We start from the raw sequence: 19,877 nt of genomic DNA, 5'->3' as shown, positions 1-19,877 counted from the left end.
CACCTCATATAGCAAAGATTTAAGAAAATATAAGGTTATAACCTTGACGCACTATCACTCATCCAAGAGTGTAAATGTTGAGAAAAAGAGCGTCTAACAAATAAATTTACCTCATTTATTTCCGTAAGATAAATAATTACATCAATATGAGATAAAATTGTCTGAACAACTGAACCTTTCTTATTTTTAAATTCATTAAAGTTAAAAGGCGACCCTGTAGCAAATAAATCAAAAACTTTACTGCCTTTTATATTCAGCATTACAAATTGGTCACTCACATCAGTTACTGCTCCCAATTTAACTTTAGATATATTTTTGATTAATTCATCTTCAACATGATAAGTGTTATTATTCTCATTCACAGTTTCATTTGATATCAACATCCATTCATCAGGACTTAACCAAAATGCAGTTAATTTCTCTGCTTTTGTTGATGTATTAGCTTCAGTAGGTAAGGCCATATTAAGATTTTTACCAATAGCCGTAATAAAATCTTTTGTTTTACCTCTTATAATCAATTTCATAATAGGTTTAATTTCTTTAATTACTAAATCAGAATAAGTTATGCCTCCCTTAATAGAGGTTTTATAATTAAGCATTTAACCTCACATTTTCTTTATCAAAAAAAACAGGGTCAACAATAGTTACATTAATATTTTTATCTTCCATAGGAATGAATAATTTTTGTCCTAGCATATTTTTTCCACCTCTAACTACTGCCAGTGCAATTGATTTATTTAAATTAGGACTATAGTAACTTGATGTAACGTGACCTAACATCTCAACAGGTGTTCGGTTTGTATTAGCAACTATCTGAGCTCCTTCTTCTAAAACTTCAGTTGGATTATCTGTCACTAAACCTACTAATTGTTTTCTATCATCTTTCATGGTGTCAGATCTATAAAGAGATCTTTTACCAATAAAGTCATATTTCTTTTTACTAACAATCCAATCCATTTGTAAATCTATAGGTGTCATTGTTCCATCAGTATCTTGGCCAACAATAATAAATCCTTTTTCAGCTCTTAATAAGTGCATTGTCTCAGTACCATAAGGAGTGATATTAAACTCTTCACCTGCTTCCATGCATTTCTTCCACAAATCTTCACCATAGTTCGCCTGAATATTGATTTCATAACTATGCTCACCTGTAAAACTAATACGCATAATCCTACATTTGATATTATCAATTTTTGTGTTCTTGAAAGACATGTGTGGAAAGCTTTCATCTGAAAGATCAAGATCAGGTATTAATTTATTTAAAATTTTTTTACTATTTGGTCCACAAATACTAGCTGTTGCATAATGATCGGTTACTGATGACAAATAAACATCTAGCTCAGGCCATTCTGTTTGAAGGTAATCTTCTAATTTTCCTAATACGTTTGCAGCACCACCAGTTGTTGTTGTCATGATATAATGATTTTCATCAAGTCTAGTTGTAACTCCATCATCATAAACCATACCATCTTCATTAAGCATTAAACCATAACGACATTTTCCTATGGCTAGTTTTGACCATGCATTTGTATAAACTCTATTTAAAAATTCTGAAGCGTCAGTGCCCTGAATGTCAATTTTACCAAGTGTTGAAGCATCTAATATGCCAGCACTATTCCTTGCAGCTTTACTTTCTCTTTGAACTGACTCATGCATAGTTTCGTTATTTTTTGGATAGTACCAAGCTCTTTTCCACTGACCTACATTTTCAAATTCAGCTTTGTTTTTTTTATGCCAGTCATTCATTGGCGTTCTTCTAAATGTATCAAAATATTGACCAACATTTCGACCAACAATTGTTCCAAATGTTAAAGGTGTGTAGGGGGGTCTAAACGTTGTTGTTCCAAGCTCGCCCATCTTAATTCCAGCAGTTTCCGCAATAATACCAAGGGCATGCATATTACCAAGCTTACCTTGATCTGTACCCATTCCAGTTGTTGTATATCTTTTTACATGTTCAATTGATCTAAAGCCTTCTCTTAGAGCAAGTTTAATATCTTTTGCAGTTGCATCATTTTGATAATCAACAAAAGGTTTTGTTTTTCCTAAAACTTTATTAGATGGAAGTAACCAAATAGTTCTAATCTCATTATCTTTTGGACAATTTATTTCTAAATTATCAAATTCAGTTTCTTTTATATTTAGAAATTCTTTTAAAGCTTTTGTAGAATTTTTTATAATATCATCTAATTCAAAATCCCCATTACTTGAGCCAATACTAATTTGATCTGATGGGTATGTATCTGGAATAAAAACTTGATCTTTTTCTCTAAATTTTAACTTACCTCCAGATTGAGTAAATAAATGAACAGCTGGCGTCCATCCACCAGCAATAGCTAGACAATCACAATCAAGTTCTATTTTCTCCTGGTTAGCAAAAGATTGTCCGTCTCTTGATAATTCCATTATCGTAATTTTATTAATTTTTTTATAACCCCTTGTATTTACAACTGTGTATGACCTATAAATTTTAATCCCTAAATCTTCAGCTTCTTTAGTAAATGCGGTATTAGATTGTTCTCTAATATCTATGATAGCTTCAACTTTAATACCTTTTTTATTTAATGACATCACACTTTCATAGGCAGTATCATTATTAGTAAAAAATACATTCTTTTGACCAGTTGCAACACCATAATAATCTGCATATTTTTTAACTGCAGATGAAAGCATAATACCTGGTCTGTCATTATTATTAAATACTAGAGGTCTTTCTAAAGAGCCAGTAGCAACAATAACTTTTTTAGCTCTAATTTTTAACAATCTTTGTCTTATTTTTTTGTTTTTTTCATTTTTTGGAAGGTGATCAGTTAAATTTTCTCTTGCTAATAAATAATTGTATCCATGATAAGCGGCAACACTAGTTCTTGTTTTAATTTCTAAATTTTCAATACTTCTTAATTCATTAATTTCATTTTCTAACCAAGTAGAAGAATTTTGATCATTTATTTTTATATGTTCAGAGTTTTGGAAAATTGTAGATCCTCCAATTTCATTTTTTTCATCAAGTAACAATGTTTTAAGATTATTTTTTGCTGCAGTTTTTGCAGCCATAATTCCACTAATACCAGCTCCAATTACCAAAACATCACAATGAATGTATTTATGATCATATATGTCTGGGTCAGGCTCAGTTGGTGATTTTCCTAGTCCAGCAGAATGTCTTATTACATATTCATATTTTTCCCAAAAGTTAGCAGGCCACATAAAAGTTTTGTAATAAAAACCAGCAGGCAGAAGAGGAGATAGAAAATTATTTATACCTCCAATATCAAAATCAACACTAGGCCAACAATTTTGGCTATTTGCCTCAAGACCGTGATAGATCTCAAGTTCAGTAGCCCTAACATTTGGTTCTGTAAGTGCTGTATTGTTATTAACCTGTACGATTGCATTAGGCTCTTCAGAGCCAGAAGTCATTATTCCACGTGGTCTATGATATTTAAAACTTCTCCCTACTAAATGAACATCATTAGCGAGTAGAGCTGAAGCAAGAGTATCACCTTTGTATCCAAAATATGATTTTCCATTGAATTTAAAAGAAACTCTAGAAGTTTCATCAATATACTTGCTGGTTGTAACTCTTAAATTTTTCAGCATTAAATTATTTTACAGGAGGTTTTTCACCCATTTTATATACGGCTTTAATTTTGTCGTTAGAAGTATCCCTAACCATATTGAACCATTTTCTACAACCATGTGTATGGTTCCATCTTTCAAATTGAATACCTTTAATATTTTTCCTCATAAATAAATATTCTGCCCATTCATCATCGCTTAGTTCTGTAGGTTGTTTAGGTCTTTCAATATGAGCTTCACCACCAGCTTTAAATTCACTTTGTTCACGTTCACCACAAAAAGGACAAGTAATTAAAAACATTAGTGAGCTACCGCCGCTGCACCATGTTCATCAACAAGGTCTCCACTAATGAACCTATTCAAATTAAATGCTGCATTTAACTTATGTGGTTCATCGTTTGCTATTGTGTGAGCAAATAAATCACCTGATCCAGGTGTTGCCTTAAATCCACCAGTTCCCCAACCACAATTAAAATACAAACCCTTTACAGTTGTTTTGCTAATAATAGGACTAGCGTCTGGGCAAATATCTACTATTCCACCCCATTGTCGAAGCATTCTCATTCTACTAAAAATTGGATAAAGCTCTAAGATTGCATTCAATGTACCCTCAACAATATCATGACTACCTTTTTGTGAATAAGAAATATAATCATCAGTACCAGCACCTATTACAAGTTCACCTTTGTCAGACTGACTAACATAAGCATGAACAGCGTTAGACATTACCACTGTATCAATAATTGGTTTAACTGGCTCTGAAACTAGAGCTTGAAGAGGCTTACTTTCTAAAGGCAACCTTAAGCCTGCCATATTCGCTAATACACTTGAATGACCAGCGGCAACTACTCCAACTTTTTTAGTTTTTATAAAACCTTTTGTTGTCTCAATACCTTCTACTTCATCCCCGTTTCTTTTAATTCCTTTAACTTCACAATTTTGAATTATATCTACACCCATTTCATCTGCACCCCTAGCATATCCCCAAGCGACAGCATCATGTCTTGCGGTACCAGCTCTTCTTTGTAAAGTTCCACCCAATACGGGGTATCGAATATCTTGTGAAGTATTAATGATAGGACAAAATTTTTTAACTTCTTTTGTGCTTAAGTAAACTGCATCTATGCCATTTAATCTATTAGCATGTGTTCTTCTTTTTAAATCTCTAACGTCTTGTAAGTTATGTGCAAGATTCATTACACCTCTTTGACTAAACATAACATTGTAATTTATTTCTTGAGATAAACCTTCCCATAATTTTAATGCATGATCATAAAGACCAGCACTAGCATCCCATAAATAATTGGATCGTATAATCGTAGTATTTCTTCCTGTATTTCCACCACCAATCCAGCCTTTTTCTACAACAGCAATATTTTTCATATTATGTTTTTTTGCTAAATAATACGCAGTTGCCAAACCATGACCACCACCACCAATAATAACTGCATCATATTCTTTTTTTATAGCGGGATCTTTCCAAGCTTTTTGCCAATTTTCATGATAGGAAAAAGCATTTTTAACTAATGAGAATATTGAATACTTATTTTTCATAATATTATTCAAGAATTACTTTATAAATATTGAATATTCAATACAATCGGTTATATCAATGTCGCAGTGGAAGAGTGGGTGAGAGGCTGAAACCAGTCGTTTGCTAAATGACCGTGCGGGGAAACTTGTACCGAGGGTTCGAATCCCTCCTCTTCCGCCATTAAAATAAAGGGTGATCTTTAAAAAAGTTCTTCATTTTAATAGGCTTTTTTTCCAAGATATATCTATACACATTATAGTTTTCCATAACACGCTGAACATAATTTCTTGTCTCTTTAAATTTAATTAATTCAACCCAATCTACAAAATCAACTTGTTTTTTTTGTGGGTCTTTATTTATCTTTTTCCAATATTTAACTCTTTTTGGACCAGCGTTATAAGCAGCTGCAGCAAAAGGATAGGCCCCATCATATTGTAAAATTAAACCAGCTATATAATGAGACCCTAGATTAATATTATATTCAGGGTCAGAGGTTAACCTTGATTTTGAATAGGGTAACTTTGCTTGTTTGGCAACCAGCTTAGCAGTGTAAGGCATTAATTGCATTAATCCCTGAGCACCAACATGACTGTTTGCTCTCATGTCAAACTCACTTTCTTGACGAATAAGAGAAAGAATAAAAGCAGTTTCTGGTATTTTTCTTCCATTAACGTATTCTGGTGTACTTATTATTGGATAGTTAAAATTATTGTGAAATCTTTTTTGATAAGATGCAATCTTTGAAACTTGTATTGCAAAATCATATCTTGATATATTAGTTGCAAGTTCGGCTGCTAAAATTTCACTTCCACCTTTAATATTATCATTTGCTAAGTGTCTTAATATATTTTTTGTATACCTATCCTTATTTAGCTCATCTAAAAGATGAACAATTTTTACTAATTCTTTTTTATAAAAATATTTTCTATAATCATCAGATACAATAGCTTGTTCATCTAACTCAAATGTTTCATTGGGTTTAATTTTTAAAAATGCTAGTTGACCATAATATGTTGATAAATATTTAGTTGCCTCTTCATACCATTGTTTAGATTGCTCTTTATCACCAATTTTTTCATAAGATCTCCCAAGCCAATAAGCGCCACGAGATAAACTAATTGGGTAACTCACATTTTGATAAAAATTATTAAAATGGTCTATTGCTAAAATAGGATCATCTAAAAAGCTTAATGCAATCCAACCACTCATCCATTCAGCGTCTGCATATTCTGGGCCTATGTCCAAAGAATGTTTGCTCGCAACTTTATAAGCTGACTCATATTTCTTCTTATAAATAAGAGCTCGTGTCATTATTGCTCTTTCTTTCCACCACTTGTCTGGCCTAACTAAATAATCTTTATTGTTTGGAACTTTAAATATAATCTCCAAAGAGTCATCGACTCTTCCTCTTTTTCTTCTCCATTTAAGTCGATCGTAATTTAGTCCAGCATCATTTTTAAGTTTTGTTGGAACATTTTTGATTGCATTGTCAACACCATAAGACTTGCTCATTAAAATTTGTCTAGCTGTATAAAGCAACTCATAGTCTTTAGGTAAATATCTTAACATTCTTTTTAAATCCCAAGATTTACCTTCCCAAGCCAAATAATCTGCACGTTTAATATAATCATTTGCGTCTAAATATTTTTTATATCTTTTCCTAAAAAATTTCATATTAGCTCTATTTAGATCTGCGGTTATCCAGCCATCTTTAATTAGAGAGGTACCTTTGGCGATATCACCAGATAATATAAAGCTTTCTCCAAGTATTAGTTTTCCATAACCACTTAATGGTTCTTCAGAATTAAACCAATCTATAATCTTATTTGGTGAGATCCTATCTGTTGAAAGCTTGTGTTCAGCTAAATACCTAATTCTACTTATTCTTGGGTAGTTTTCATTATTTTTTATAAATGTTAAATAGTCATAAAAACTTGCTTGGTTTCCCGTGGTTAGCAAATGCCTCCATTGAATAAAATTATATATAGATTTGTCCTTAGCTTTTTTAGACCGTGATAGTGCTGTTGACCACTGACTTTTTTGCATTGCCACAATAGATTTTTTTGCAATTCCATAATCTTTTTGACTGTAGTATTTTGACTTATTCTTGACTGCTGGCTTGTTCTTTTTAACAACCAAAGGTTTACTTTTAGGAATAAGAAAATTAATTTTTTTTAGATCTTTTTTGACTATTGTAGTTTTGGGTTCCTCTTTTTTTTTGGATGGTTTAGGTTTGGGTTTAAGAATACCCTGTGATATTTTTACACTCTGAGCCTCTTCATTTAAAAAAGGTTTTTTTAAAGGAATTATTGATATTTCAGTAGCAAATACATTTCCTATTATTATCGAACTTAATAATAATGATTTTATAAAAAAAAATATCTTTCTGGGCATAAATTTACTAAATGAATCTTTAAACTATGTTATAAGTATTTATGTTCAAAGGATCAAATGTTGCTTTAATAACCCCATTCAAGAATAATGAGCTCGATGTTGAAGCTTATATTAAGCTTATTCATTTTCAAATATCAAATGGTACTAATGGTTTGGTGCCTGCTGGAACAACTGGTGAATCGCCAACATTAAGCCACGATGAACATCAAAAAGTAATAGATTTATGCGTTAAAGAAAGTGATGGAAAAACTATAGTTATTGCTGGTACTGGTTCTAATTCAACTAAAGAAGCAATTTCTCTAACAACACACGCTGAAAAAGCAGGTGCGGATGCAGCTCTAATAGTAACCCCATATTATAACAAACCAACTCAAGAAGGATTATATCAGCATTATAAAGCAATAAACGACAAATGTGGGATACCAATTATAATTTATAATATTCCTGGAAGATCTGTAATTGATATGACTGTTGATACAATGGGTAGATTATTTGAATTGAAAAATATTGTTGGTGTTAAAGATGCTACGGGTGATTTAGATAGAGTTAATCAACAAAAAGATAAAATGGGAACTGATTTTATTCAGCTGACAGGTAATGACGATAACGCTTTAGAATTTAATAACAGAGGTGGCATTGGATCTATAAGTGTAACTGCAAATATTGCTCCTAAGTTATGTTCTGATTTTCAGAAAGCCTCAAAAATAGAAAATGATGAGAGCAAGCTTGAAGCGATCAGATTAGATAAAATTTTACAACCCGTTCATAACTCCATGTTTGTAGAAAGCAATCCAAGCCCGGTTAAGTATGCTGCAAAACTTTTAGGTCTTTGCGATGACGATGTTAGATTACCTTTAGTCAAGGTTACAGACCCAACCAAGGATATTGTTAAAAAAGCTTTAGTATCAGCAAATCTACTCTAATGAACAAGAAAGCCAATTCTGGTTTAAAAATTATTTGCTTAAATAGAAAAGCAAGTTTTAACTTTTTTTTTGAAGACTTAATTGAAGCAGGAATAGTTCTTAAAGGATCAGAAATTAAATCCATTAGAGAAGGAAAGGTGAATATTGCAGACTCTTACGCTGTAGAGAAAGAAGGTGAAATAGTTTTAATTAATTCTCATATTGCAACTTTTAAACAAGCCAGTTATTCAAATCATAACCCCACTGATGAACGAAAGTTGTTGTTAAATAAAAAAGAAATTAACAAATTAATTGGTAAAATGCAGAGAGATGGTTTTACTCTTGTTCCAACAAAGATGTATTTTAAAAAGGGAAAAGCTAAAATAGAAATAGCAGTAGCAAAAGGTAAAAAACAATTTGATAAAAGAGCTACTAAAAAAAATAGAGATTGGAATCGTGAAAAAGCAAGACACATTAGAAAATCAAGTTAAACAATCATATTTAGCAATAGGATCAAATTTAGGTAACAAAATTACTAACATTCATATGGCTATGTCTGAATTAGAAAAAAATAAAATTAAGATAACAAAAGTATCATCTCATTATTCATCAAAATCTTGGCCAAATCCTTTAATGCCAAATTTTATAAATATTGTTATAAAAATTGAGGCAATCTTAGAACCGTTAGAATTATTAAAAATTTGTAACTTTATTGAATTAAAATTAGGCAGGGTTAGATCAAAAAAAAATGATCCACGAACATGTGATATTGATATAATTGATTATGATAAAAAAATTTTGAATATAAACAGCAATAAACTAACAACTCCTCATCCAAAAATGACTAAGAGAAATTTTGTTTTGTTGCCATTATTTGAAATAGATAGGGGTTGGAAACATCCAGAATCTAAGATTAATATAGTTAATTTAATTAATTCTTTACCAATTAAAGATTTAAGATCTATCAAACAAATATAAATTGATGTTATAGTTAAAAATGCTTAATTCAGAAGAGTTAATAAATAAAGTCAAAGTTTATAATAAGTTTTTAAATCCAGAAAAATTAAATAAAGCTTATAATTTTGCTGTTAAAGCACATAGAAATCAAAAACGTGATTCTGGCGACCCATACTCAATTCACCCTATTGCTGTAGCTAATATATTAACAGAACTAAAGTTAGATAGTGCAACTATAGCAACAGGACTGCTTCATGATACCATTGAAGATACACACGCTACTTACGAAACTATAAAAAATGAGTTTGGTCAAGAGGTTGCTGATTTAGTTGATGGTGTAACAAAAATATCAGTTTTTGAAAATCAAGCCACATCTACATCAAAAGCAGAAAATTTTAGAAAATTAATCATAGCAACCTCAAAAGATATTAGAGTTCTACTTGTTAAAATTGCTGATCGATTACACAACATGAGGACCATTGATGCAATTTCAAAAATTGAAAAAAAAGAACGTATCGCTAAAGAAACTATGGAAATTTATGCACCATTAGCAGATAGAATGGGGATGCATAGAATTAGGGATGAACTAGAAGATTTATCTTTTAAAGTTCTAAATAACAATGCAAGAGAACTTATAAAAAAAAGATTAGATGAAATTAAAGATGATAAAGTAAATAGCTTTAATGCAATTTCATTGCAATTCAGTGGATTGTTAAATGAACACAAAATAAATGCTGAAATTATTGGCAGGGAAAAAACTCCTTTTTCTATTTGGAGAAAAGTTCAAAAAAAAAGAATATCACTAGAGCAAATTTCAGATATCATTGGATTTAGAATAATACTTGATAACATTGAAGACTGCTATAAAGCTCTTGGTATATTTCACAAAGAGTGGAATTGTATACCTGGAAAATTTAAAGATTATATTTCGTCGCCTAAGATTAATAAATATCAATCATTACATACTTCAATTATAGGACCCAATAGAAGGCCAATTGAAATACAGCTTAGAACATTGCAAATGCACGAGTATGCAGAAAGAGGCATAGCATCACATTGGAAATATAAATCTTCTGAAAAATTTAATTCATTAACGTGGAAAGAATATGATTGGCTTGCCGATTTAGTTGAGATTATTGATAAGAATGAAAACCCAGAACACTCTTATGAGTATACCAAACTACAAATGTTTCAGGAAAATGTTTTTTGTTTCACCCCAAAAGGATCAGTAATTAAATTACCAAAGGACGCAACACCGATTGATTTTGCATATGCTGTGCATACCAAAATAGGTAATAGTACTATAGCTTGTAAGATTAATGGTAACGATAGTGAGTTACAAAGTATACTTTATAATGGAGACGTTGTGGATATTATCACCTCTAAAAATAAATCACCTTCATTGCACTGGATACCTGTTACAAAAACTGGAAAAGCAAGATCAGCAATTAGAAAGTATTGGTATAAAAAAGGAGAAGAGAAGGCTCAAAGAATTAAAAAATACAATACTACGCTATGGATTTCTTTGCCTGATAAACCAGGGAAACTAGGAGAGATAACAACTTTACTTGGTAGTCATAGTTTAAACATCTCGAGTGTTGAAATGAAAGAAAAGTCTAAAGAATATATTAATTTTAAATTCAATCTAATTATAAAAGACTTGAAAAACTTTACAAATTTTATCAGTGAGTTAAAACAAAAGGAAATAAAATTTAAAATTATTAGACATGAGGATAACTGGTTAAAGGAACGTAATGCTTTCACACGAAAAATCTTTAAATATTTTAAAAAAAACTAACGCACTTTTAGAAGGTCATTTTATTCTTTCATCGGGCTTGCATTCACCTAAATATATTCAATGTGCTAAACTTTTAAGCTTTCCACATTTAGCTAAGGATATTTGTAATTCATTAGCAAAAAATATTAAAAAAAAATTTAAATCTATAGATTTGATTTTAGCCCCTGCAATGGGAGGTGTTATTATTGGTTATGAAATTGGTAAACTTCTAAAAAAAGAAACAATATTCTGTGAAAGAGTTAATGGTAAATTTGCCTTAAGACGTGGGTTTCATATAAAAAAAGGATCAAAAGTTTTAATAATTGAAGACGTTATAACAACTGGTAAATCTAGCTTAGAGTGTGTTAAGTTGATTACAAAACCAGGTGCAAAACTTATTGGCTTTGCATCGATTATTGATAGATCAACCAAGAATTCACTAAAGATAAAAAAGAATATTATCTCACATATGAAGATAGACGTTCCAACATTTAAGAAAAATAACCTTCCAGAAAACCTTAAAAATACTCCAATTACAGTTCCTGGAAGTAGATTTATTAAATGAAAAGACTAGGTGTTAATATTGATCATGTTGCTACAATAAGAAATGCAAGAGGGTCGTTTCACCCAGATCCGTTAACCATTGCTAAGCATGTAACTAAATGTGGAGCTCATTCAGTAACTATACATTTAAGAGAAGACAGAAGGCATATCAAAGATACTGATGTTATTAAGATTTGTAAAAATAAAAAAATAATCACTAATTTAGAAATTTCGCTAAACAAAAAAATAATAGATATAGCATTAAAAAATAAACCTAATTTTATTTGCATAGTTCCAGAGAAAAGAAAGGAAATAACAACAGAAGGTGGATTAAACCTGATAAAAAATTTAAAAAAAATAAAAGAAATAATATCATTATTTAATAAGAAAAATATTAGAACAAGTTTATTTGTTGACCCAACGTTAAAAGATATAAAAATTGCAAAAGAATTAAATGCCACTTGTGTTGAATTACATACTGGGAAAATTTCTAATTTAGTAAAAGAAAATAAAAATTTTAAAAATGAATATCTAAAAATTAAGAAATGTTCAGAACTTGGTGTTAAGCTTGGAATTGAAGTTCATGCTGGTCATGGTCTTGACTATAAAACTACTGCTATACTAAGTAAAATTAAAGAAATTACAGAATTTAATATTGGTCATTTTATAATTGGTGAGTCACTTACTCATGGTTTAAAAAACACCATTAAGACATTTAAAAAAATAACCAATAAATAGATATGAAAATTCTTGGTATCGGTGTTGATATAGTAGAAAATATTAGAATACATAAATCTTTAAAAAACATTAGTTTTATTAAAAAAGTTTTTTCTAGCTCAGAAATATTGATAGCCAAAAAAATAACAAATAAAAAATCCTATTATTCTAAAAGATTTGCCGCAAAAGAAGCGTTTTCTAAAGCAATTGGAACAGGTATTAGAGACAATTTGAATTTTAAAGACATAGCTATAATTAACGATAAATTAGGCAAACCCTCATTTGTAGTCACAGATAAAATTAAAAAAATTGTTAAAGAACAATTTAAGATATCATCTTTTGATTTCTTTCTGTCAATTTCAGATGAAAAAAAATATTCTATAGCCTACGTGATTTTACAAAAAAAATGATAACTAAAATTATTATAATTGATAATATTAAGACAATTTTTTACGCTTTAGTAATAGCTATAGTTATTAGATCACTTTTTATTCAACCATTTTATATTCCATCTTCATCAATGGAACCAACACTTTTAATCGGTGATAGATTGTTTGTTACGAAATATTCCTATGGTTATAGTAAACATTCTTTCCCTTTTAGTCCACCAATAATAAAAGGAAGGTTATTTTCTAACAAACCTAAGGTTGGTGATGTTATTGTTTTTAAAACACCAGCTGATAATAGGACGGATTATATTAAACGTTTAATTGGCCTACCAGGTGATAATATTCAATTCATTAATGGTGATTTATTTGTAAACAATAATCAAATATTAAAATCCAGAACTTCTCAAAATGATAAAATTTATTGTGGAAATGAAACTATAGACGTTAATACATTTGAAGAAAAACTTCCAAATGGCAAAACACATAATAGTGTATATTTAAAAAGTTATAGTTTTAAAAATTCTGATAATTTTATAGTTCCTTCTCAACACTACTTTTTTTTAGGAGATAACAGAGATTGTTCTAAAGATAGTAGATTCTTGACTAGTGTTGGGTATGTTCATGAAGATAATTTAGTAGGTAAAGCTCAATTTATTTTTTTTTCATCTGATTTCAGAATCGCCAATATTTTTTCTTTTTGGAAATGGCATAAAACAATTAGGTTTGATAGGTTTTTTAAGAAAATTATTTAATGAAAATTAATCCCACAACATTAGAAAAGAAATTAAAATTAAAGTTTTCTGATCAAAAAATTTTTATTAAAAGCCTAACACACAAAAGTTTTGACTCAATAAACAATAATGAAAAAATTGAATTTTTAGGAGATAGAGTTTTAGGTTTAATCATTGCAAAAAAGTTACTAGAACTTTATCCTGAAGAAAGAGAAGGGGTATTAGATAAAAAATTTGCTTCATTGGTAAATAAAAAAAAATGCTTAGAAATTGCTAAAAAGATTGAATTAGAAAAATATATTTTAGTTTTAAATCCTAAAAATAAAAAAATTGAAATTGAAGATAAAATAGTTGCAGACTGTTTAGAGGCTTTAATTGGAGCGATTTACCTTGATAAAGGTTTAAATTTCACGGAAAAATTTATTCTCAATCTATGGAGTGAGCATATTACAGCAAGCGTTGTAACTCAAGTTGATTCAAAGACAAAACTCCAAGAATACTCGCTTAAAATTTTTAAAGTTTTGCCTATTTATAAGCTAATATCTAATACTGGGCCTCGACACAAACCACTCTTTAAAGTTGCTGTTAAATTAAAGAATACTAAATTTTTCACAGCAGAGGGATCATCTAAAAAAGACGCAGAACAGAATTCAGCTTCTTTATGTTTTGAGGATGTTTTTAAAAAATGAATTGGGATGATAGTGCTTATTTAGTTTCCAAAAATAGATACAGTGAAAACTCAATAATTGCTGAAGTTTTTACAGAAAACCATGGAAAAATTTCAGGGATAATTTTTGGTGGTACATCAAAAAAAATCAAAAATTATTTACAAATTGGCAATAAAATTTATGTAAACTATAATTCTAAAAGTGTTACTAGAATTGGATATTTTAAAATAGAAATTCTAAAAGCCCTAACCCCACTCTATTTTGACGAAAATCGAAAACTATCATGCATTACCTCAGCAATGCATCTTATAAAGCTTCTTACTGCTGAAGCTCAGTCTAATAAAGAAATTTTTAAATTAATTGATAAATTTTTTGAAATATTAACTTATGATAATTGGATACAAAAATATATTTTCTGGGAGTTAGAACTTTTAAAATTATTGGGATATGATTTAGAATTAAAGAATATGGTTGAAAAAGAGATTGTTGATAGTGAAATCAATTATTTTGTTAAATCGTCAACAGAGAAAAAAAATATTCCAAATTTTTTAATAGATGAAAGCAATCTAGATGTTAATTTAAAAAATTTACTCAAAGGTTTAAAACTTGTTAGTGATTACCTTGAAAAAAGTATTTTAAAACCAAATAATTTAAACCTTCCAACTTCTAGGACTCATTTTATTAATCTTTTAAAATAATTATTTGATTAAATCGTTAATTCTATCAGCGTAGTAGCTTATTATAGCGTTTGCCCCAGCTCTTTTAAATGAAATCAAACTTTCTAATACTGAGTTTTTATCTATTAGCCCTGTTTTTATACTATTACTTAATAGACTATATTCGCCTGAGACTTGATAAGCCAAAACGGGAATTTTAAAATTATCTTTAACTGCTTTAATTATGTCTAGATAAGGCATGCCAGGTTTAACCATAACCATATCAGCCCCTTCTTTAATATCTAGAGCTACCTCTCTTATCGCTTCATCACTGTTTCTAAAGTCCATTTGGTAATTTTTCTTATCATTCTTTAGTAAACCTTTTGAACCAATTGCATCTCTGAACGGACCATAAAAACTTGATGCATATTTTACCGCATAAGAAAGTATCTGAACCATTTTGTGACCTTCTTTATCCAAAGCTTTTCTTATTTTACCAATTCTTCCATCCATCATGTCTGATGGAGCCAAAACATCACAACCAATTTCTGCTTGTAACAATGATTGGTTTATCAAGACTTCAATAGTTTCGTCATTTAATACGTAACCTGATTTTATTAAACCATCATGACCATGAGAAGTGTAGGGATCTAAGGCTACATCACACATAATACCAATTTCATTTTTATATCTTTTTTTAATATATTGAATGGCTTTACAAACAAGATTGTCTTCATTTAAAGCTTCAGTTCCAATAGGATTTTTTTTTGTTTTGTTTGTATTCGGGAATAATGCAACCATAGGTATCTTGTTTTTGATTGCTCTATCAACAATAATTCCAAGTTTATCTATTGTATATCTATAAACATCAGGCATTGTTTTAATGGATTGTTTTATATTTTTTCCATCAATTAAGAATATAGGTAATATAAAATCACTAGATGATAGGCTATTTTCTTGAATTAATCTTCTAGACCAATCGTTTTTACGACTACGTCTAAGCCTTAAATTTGGATAATTTCCTGTAATCATGTTTAAATCTATTTTTAAAATGCGACAAATGTATTATACAAATATATATTAAATTAAGTAAAAAACAATCAGCAATGAGTATTGAAAATAAAAATATTGTAAACTTGGATCTAATAAAAGACGAGAAGGTTTTAGATTTTAGTGATTTTCAAAAACAAAATATCAAGTTTGATATTGATAAATTACAAGAAGCATACAATCAAATTATTCAAACTAAAAAATTTGATGATGGTGGAGGAATTGCGCACTTTGGAGCTATTTCTCTAACACAAATTCCTGGTGACCCAGACTCTGTAAAAGGAAGCAAAGCTAGAGGTGTTTATTGGACAAAACCAGATAAGTCAGGAAAAGAAGTTTCAAGAGATGTTCCAATTGATGAAGCTGCTTATTCAGAATTTATACCTGACTACGAAAACACCTACTTTAAAGAAGTGTTTGATGTGCTTTCTTCAAAATATAAATTGGGTAGAATTAGGATTTTATTAAAAGAACCAAGATCAACATTGAGTTGGCATAGAGATCCAGAACCAAGATTACATATACCCCTAATTTCAAATCCAGGCTGCCTAATGGTTATAGACAATGTTGCAAAACATATGCCTGCAGATGGATCGGTATGGGTTACTAACAATACAAAATATCACAATGCTTTTAATGGTGGAGAAGAAAATAGAGTTCATCTAGTAGCATGTGTTTTAGATTATAACTTTAATTAGATTGAAAAAAATTTTTTTATCATCAGATCACGCTGGTTATAAGTTAAAGGAATTAATTAAACTTCATTTAGATAAAAAAAAAATTAATTATACAGACTTAGGCCCATACAATAGTGATAGAGTTGATTATCCTGATTATGCTCATAAAGTTGCAAAAAAAGTTAGAACTAATAACAATCATACCGGTATATTAGTTTGTGGCTCTGGGATGGGAATGAATATTGCTGCAAATAGACATAAAAATATACGTGCAGCTCAATGTTTTAATTTAAAATCTACTAAATTATCAAGATTGCATAACGATGCAAATATCATTACATTAGGATCTAGACTGCTTACTAAAAAAAATGCTTTAAATTGTGTTAGTGTTTTTTTAAATACAAAGTTTGAAGGTGGAAGACACGCAAAAAGAATTAAGAAAATTTAATTATGTCTAGTGAAAAAAACTATTTAAACGAAAACTATAAAAGCTTTTTTGAAGATAGCTTATCTGTAACTGATCCAGAATTATATAAAGCAATAAGTGATGAATTAAAAAGACAACAACAGCATATAGAATTAATTGCTTCTGAGAATATTGTTTCACAAGCTGTTCTAGAGGCACAAGGTTCTATTTTAACAAATAAATATGCAGAAGGATATCCTGGAAAAAGATACTACAATGGATGTGAGCATGTTGATGTTGCTGAAAACTTAGCTATTGAAAGATTAAAAAAATTATTTGATTGTAAATTTGCAAACGCTCAGCCACATTCTGGAGCTCAAGCGAATGGAGCTGTATTTTTAGCACTATTAAATCCTGGTGATACTTTTATGGGGATGAGCTTAAATTCTGGTGGTCATATTACGCATGGATTAAAAATTTCAATGTCAGGTAAATGGTTCAATCCAATAGGGTATGATGTTGATAAAGAATCGGAACTTATCGATTATGATAATGTTGAAAAACTTGCATTAGAACACAAACCAAAACTTATAATTTGCGGGGGCAGTGCTTACTCTAGAGTAATTGATTTTAAAAGATTTAGAGATATTGCTGACAAAGTAGGTGCATATTTAATGGTAGATATGGCACACTTTTCAGGTTTAGTTGCTGGTAAAGGTTACCCAAATCCATGCGAACATGCACACGTAGTAACTTCAACAACTCATAAAGTTTTTAGAAGTGCTAGAGGTGGAATTATTTTAACTAATCATGAAGACTTAGCAAAAAAATTTAACACAGCAGTATTTCCTGGTTATCAAGGTGGACCGTTGATGCACGTCATTGCAGCAAAGGCGGCTGGTTTTTTAGAAGCATTAAGACCAGATTTTAAAGATTATATTAAATCAGTTTTAGCTAATGCTAAAATTTTATCAGAGACCCTTAAGAGTAATGGCTTTAAGATTTATTCTGGTGGAACAGATACACACTTAATGTTAGTTGATCTAAGACCTTTTAATGTTAAAGGTAATTTAGCAGCCGAAAGCCTTTCTAATGCTAATATTACCTGTAATAAAAATGGAATACCTTTCGATTCAGAAAAGCCGATGATTACTTCTGGTATAAGATTGGGAACTCAAGCCGCTACAACTAGAGGTTTTGGATTAAAAGAATTCGAAAAAGTAGGTGAATTAATAACTAAAGTTGTAAAAGGTTTGTCTGATAACCCTGAAGACAATAGTAAAATTGAAGAAGAAGTTAGAAATGAAGTTACAGAGCTTACCTCTCACTTCCCAATATATAAAAATTTAAAATAATGATTTGTTCGATTTGTAAAAAAGGTGAAACATCAGTCGTAGACTCTAGACCTACAGAAGATGGTACTGCCATAAGAAGAAGAAGACTTTGTGTATGTGGAGCCAGATTTACAACTTTTGAAAGAGTTCAATTTAGAGAAATAATGGTTATTAAAAAGAATGGAAGAAAATCATCTTTTGACAGAGATAAGCTTTCAAAATCAATTTACATAGCATTAAAGAAAAGACCGATTGATACTGAAACAGCAGAAAAGTTTATTAGCAGGACTTCAAGAGCATTAGAGGAACTTGGCCAAAGTGAAATTTCATCAAATACGATTGGCACAATGGTTATGGAAGGTTTGAAAGATCTTGATCCAGTCGCGTACGTTAGATTTGCATCTGTATATCGAAATTTTAGAGAAGAAAAAGACTTTGTGCAATTCGTGGACAAATTAGATGTCTACAAAAAAAGATAAATTTTCAAAAAAAGATAAAACTTTTATGGAGCTTGCCTTAAATTTGGCTAAAGCACGACATGGACTAACTGGTGTTAACCCTTCCGTTGGATGTGTAATTGTTAAAAATAATGAAATACTTTCAATTGGTCAAACAGGTTTTGATGGCACACCTCATGCTGAATTTAATGCAATTAAAAATTCAAATGAAAACCTAGAAGATGCAAAAATGTATGTAACTCTTGAACCCTGTAGTCATTATGGAAAAACCCCACCGTGCACAAATATTATAATTAAAAATAAAATTAAAGAAGTTGTGTATGCGGTAGAAGATACTGATAAAAAAGTTAAAGGTAAAACTTTAAAAATTCTTCAATCCAAAGATATTTTAGTAAAAAAAAATTTACTTAAAAATGAAATTAATAAATTTTATATACCTTATTTCTTTAATAGAAAAAATAACCTTCCTTACGTTACTGGTAAAATTGCAATATCTAAAAATAATTTAATATATAGTAAAGATACAAAAAGAATTTCAGATATTCATACCGATAAATTTACACATTTTCTTAGATATAAAAATGATTCAATAATGACTTCTTCCAAAACTCTAAAAAAAGACAACCCAAAACTTAACTGTAGACTAGAAGGTTTGAATAAATTTTCTCCTAAAAGAATAATTTTAGACAGAAATCTAGAAACTAAAAAAAATTCGTATATTTTTAAAACAGCAAATAAAAACAATACTATAATTTTTTATCATAATGCCAAAACTAAAGAAAAATTAATGTTTAAAAAGAAAAGTATAACTTTAATCAAAGGTAAATTAATTAAAAATAGCTTTGATATTAAGTCAATTTTAAAAAAACTCTATGTCCTTGGCTGCAGAAATTTATTAGTTGAAGGAGGAAATGATCTTTCCAAACACATTGTTAAAAAAAGATTATTTAATGAGTTTTATCTATACAAATGTGCAAAAAGTCTTTCAAAGTTGGTTAACTATAAAGAGTTTAATTTTCTTAATGAATTAAAGAAAAATTATAAAAATAAATTAAAAATTAATAAAAAATTAGGCAAAGACTTAATTACACTTTACAAATAATAT

General features: G+C 29.6%; 21 protein-coding genes and 1 tRNA gene. 16 read left to right on the top strand and 6 right to left on the bottom strand.

Annotation, left to right across the window (positions count from 1 at the left end; translation table 11 throughout):
- Window positions 1–35: 35 nt before the first annotated feature.
- Genes AC5YGC_RS03610 through AC5YGC_RS03595 form a run of 4 tightly spaced genes read right to left on the bottom strand, consistent with a single transcriptional unit; the run spans window position 36 to window position 5,133 of the window.
- Window positions 36–599 carry a sarcosine oxidase subunit gamma family protein gene (locus AC5YGC_RS03610; protein WP_496140272.1) on the bottom strand — a complete coding sequence of 188 codons (564 nt, stop codon included), beginning with the start codon at window positions 597–599 and terminating at the stop codon, window positions 36–38.
- Entirely contained in the window at window positions 592–3,600 is a 3,009-nt protein-coding gene (locus AC5YGC_RS03605) for a sarcosine oxidase subunit alpha family protein (protein WP_496140271.1), read from the bottom strand. The genes AC5YGC_RS03610 and AC5YGC_RS03605 overlap by 8 nt, the downstream gene beginning before the upstream one ends.
- Window positions 3,601–3,604: 4 nt before the next feature.
- Window positions 3,605–3,880, bottom strand: coding sequence for a sarcosine oxidase subunit delta family protein (locus AC5YGC_RS03600; RefSeq protein WP_496140270.1), 276 nt, complete (start codon window positions 3,878–3,880; stop codon window positions 3,605–3,607).
- Complete coding sequence (locus tag AC5YGC_RS03595) at window positions 3,880–5,133, bottom strand: sarcosine oxidase subunit beta family protein (RefSeq protein WP_496140269.1); 1,254 nt, start codon at window positions 5,131–5,133, stop codon at window positions 3,880–3,882. The genes AC5YGC_RS03600 and AC5YGC_RS03595 overlap by 1 nt, the downstream gene beginning before the upstream one ends.
- 68 nt (window positions 5,134–5,201) lie before the next feature.
- On the opposite strand from AC5YGC_RS03595, the gene AC5YGC_RS03590 reads away from it, so the two are divergent.
- A tRNA-Ser gene (locus tag AC5YGC_RS03590) sits at window positions 5,202–5,293 on the top strand.
- Here AC5YGC_RS03590 and AC5YGC_RS03585 read toward each other — a convergent pair.
- Window positions 5,294–7,507: a transglycosylase SLT domain-containing protein gene (locus AC5YGC_RS03585; protein WP_496140267.1), complete on the bottom strand. Its 2,214-nt coding sequence runs from the start codon at window positions 7,505–7,507 to the stop codon at window positions 5,294–5,296.
- Between the two features lie 41 nt (window positions 7,508–7,548).
- Between AC5YGC_RS03585 and dapA the strand changes: the two genes are divergently transcribed.
- Genes dapA through recO form a run of 10 tightly spaced genes read left to right on the top strand, consistent with a single transcriptional unit; the run spans window position 7,549 to window position 14,889 of the window.
- Window positions 7,549–8,430: a 4-hydroxy-tetrahydrodipicolinate synthase gene (dapA, locus tag AC5YGC_RS03580; protein ID WP_496140266.1), complete on the top strand. Its 882-nt coding sequence runs from the start codon at window positions 7,549–7,551 to the stop codon at window positions 8,428–8,430.
- Window positions 8,430–8,900, top strand: coding sequence for an SsrA-binding protein SmpB (smpB, locus tag AC5YGC_RS03575; RefSeq protein WP_496140265.1), 471 nt, complete (start codon window positions 8,430–8,432; stop codon window positions 8,898–8,900). The genes dapA and smpB overlap by 1 nt, the downstream gene beginning before the upstream one ends.
- Window positions 8,866–9,387, top strand: coding sequence for a 2-amino-4-hydroxy-6-hydroxymethyldihydropteridine diphosphokinase (gene folK / locus AC5YGC_RS03570; RefSeq protein WP_496140264.1), 522 nt, complete (start codon window positions 8,866–8,868; stop codon window positions 9,385–9,387). The genes smpB and folK overlap by 35 nt, the downstream gene beginning before the upstream one ends.
- A gap of 19 nt (window positions 9,388–9,406) precedes the next feature.
- Entirely contained in the window at window positions 9,407–11,164 is a 1,758-nt protein-coding gene (locus AC5YGC_RS03565) for a RelA/SpoT family protein (RefSeq protein WP_496140263.1), read from the top strand.
- Window positions 11,121–11,708 carry an orotate phosphoribosyltransferase gene (gene pyrE, locus AC5YGC_RS03560; RefSeq protein ID WP_496140262.1) on the top strand — a complete coding sequence of 196 codons (588 nt, stop codon included), beginning with the start codon at window positions 11,121–11,123 and terminating at the stop codon, window positions 11,706–11,708. Before AC5YGC_RS03565 ends, pyrE begins: the two co-directional genes overlap by 44 nt.
- On the top strand, window positions 11,705–12,424 hold the full coding sequence (locus AC5YGC_RS03555; RefSeq protein ID WP_496140261.1) for a pyridoxine 5'-phosphate synthase: 720 nt from the start codon (window positions 11,705–11,707) through the stop codon (window positions 12,422–12,424). The genes pyrE and AC5YGC_RS03555 overlap by 4 nt, the downstream gene beginning before the upstream one ends.
- Window positions 12,425–12,426: 2 nt before the next feature.
- On the top strand, window positions 12,427–12,813 hold the full coding sequence (gene acpS / locus AC5YGC_RS03550) for a holo-ACP synthase (protein ID WP_496140260.1): 387 nt from the start codon (window positions 12,427–12,429) through the stop codon (window positions 12,811–12,813).
- The gene (gene lepB, locus AC5YGC_RS03545; protein ID WP_496140259.1) at window positions 12,810–13,544 is read left to right on the top strand and encodes a signal peptidase I; all 735 of its coding nucleotides are present in this window, start codon (window positions 12,810–12,812) and stop codon (window positions 13,542–13,544) included. Before acpS ends, lepB begins: the two co-directional genes overlap by 4 nt.
- Window positions 13,544–14,212 (top strand): ribonuclease III, encoded by a 669-nt coding sequence (rnc, locus tag AC5YGC_RS03540; protein ID WP_496140257.1) that lies wholly within the window; start codon window positions 13,544–13,546, stop codon window positions 14,210–14,212. Before lepB ends, rnc begins: the two co-directional genes overlap by 1 nt.
- Entirely contained in the window at window positions 14,209–14,889 is a 681-nt protein-coding gene (recO, locus tag AC5YGC_RS03535) for a DNA repair protein RecO (RefSeq protein WP_496140256.1), read from the top strand. The genes rnc and recO overlap by 4 nt, the downstream gene beginning before the upstream one ends.
- On the opposite strand, the gene hemB is transcribed toward recO, so the two are convergent.
- On the bottom strand, window positions 14,890–15,879 hold the full coding sequence (gene hemB / locus AC5YGC_RS03530; protein WP_496140255.1) for a porphobilinogen synthase: 990 nt from the start codon (window positions 15,877–15,879) through the stop codon (window positions 14,890–14,892).
- 74 nt (window positions 15,880–15,953) lie between these two features.
- Here hemB and AC5YGC_RS03525 point away from each other — a divergent pair, with 74 nt between their 5' ends.
- The 5 genes from AC5YGC_RS03525 to ribD are packed head-to-tail and all read left to right on the top strand — an operon-like array spanning window position 15,954 to window position 19,874.
- On the top strand, window positions 15,954–16,595 hold the full coding sequence (locus AC5YGC_RS03525) for an aspartyl/asparaginyl beta-hydroxylase domain-containing protein (protein ID WP_496140254.1): 642 nt from the start codon (window positions 15,954–15,956) through the stop codon (window positions 16,593–16,595).
- Window position 16,596: 1 nt separating this feature from the next.
- A complete protein-coding gene (gene rpiB, locus AC5YGC_RS03520; protein WP_496140253.1) occupies window positions 16,597–17,022 on the top strand; it encodes a ribose 5-phosphate isomerase B in 426 nt (141 codons plus the stop codon).
- A gap of 2 nt (window positions 17,023–17,024) precedes the next feature.
- Complete coding sequence (gene glyA / locus AC5YGC_RS03515; RefSeq protein ID WP_496140251.1) at window positions 17,025–18,335, top strand: serine hydroxymethyltransferase; 1,311 nt, start codon at window positions 17,025–17,027, stop codon at window positions 18,333–18,335.
- A complete protein-coding gene (nrdR, locus tag AC5YGC_RS03510; protein ID WP_415277649.1) occupies window positions 18,335–18,793 on the top strand; it encodes a transcriptional regulator NrdR in 459 nt (152 codons plus the stop codon). The genes glyA and nrdR overlap by 1 nt, the downstream gene beginning before the upstream one ends.
- On the top strand, window positions 18,774–19,874 hold the full coding sequence (gene ribD / locus AC5YGC_RS03505; RefSeq protein WP_496140250.1) for a bifunctional diaminohydroxyphosphoribosylaminopyrimidine deaminase/5-amino-6-(5-phosphoribosylamino)uracil reductase RibD: 1,101 nt from the start codon (window positions 18,774–18,776) through the stop codon (window positions 19,872–19,874). The genes nrdR and ribD overlap by 20 nt, the downstream gene beginning before the upstream one ends.
- Window positions 19,875–19,877 lie beyond the last annotated feature (3 nt).

The organism is Candidatus Pelagibacter sp. uisw_138 (assembly GCF_059512485.2).
The sequence above is the reverse complement of the archived record's forward strand: the minus strand, read 5'-3'. Positions and strand labels throughout refer to the sequence as shown.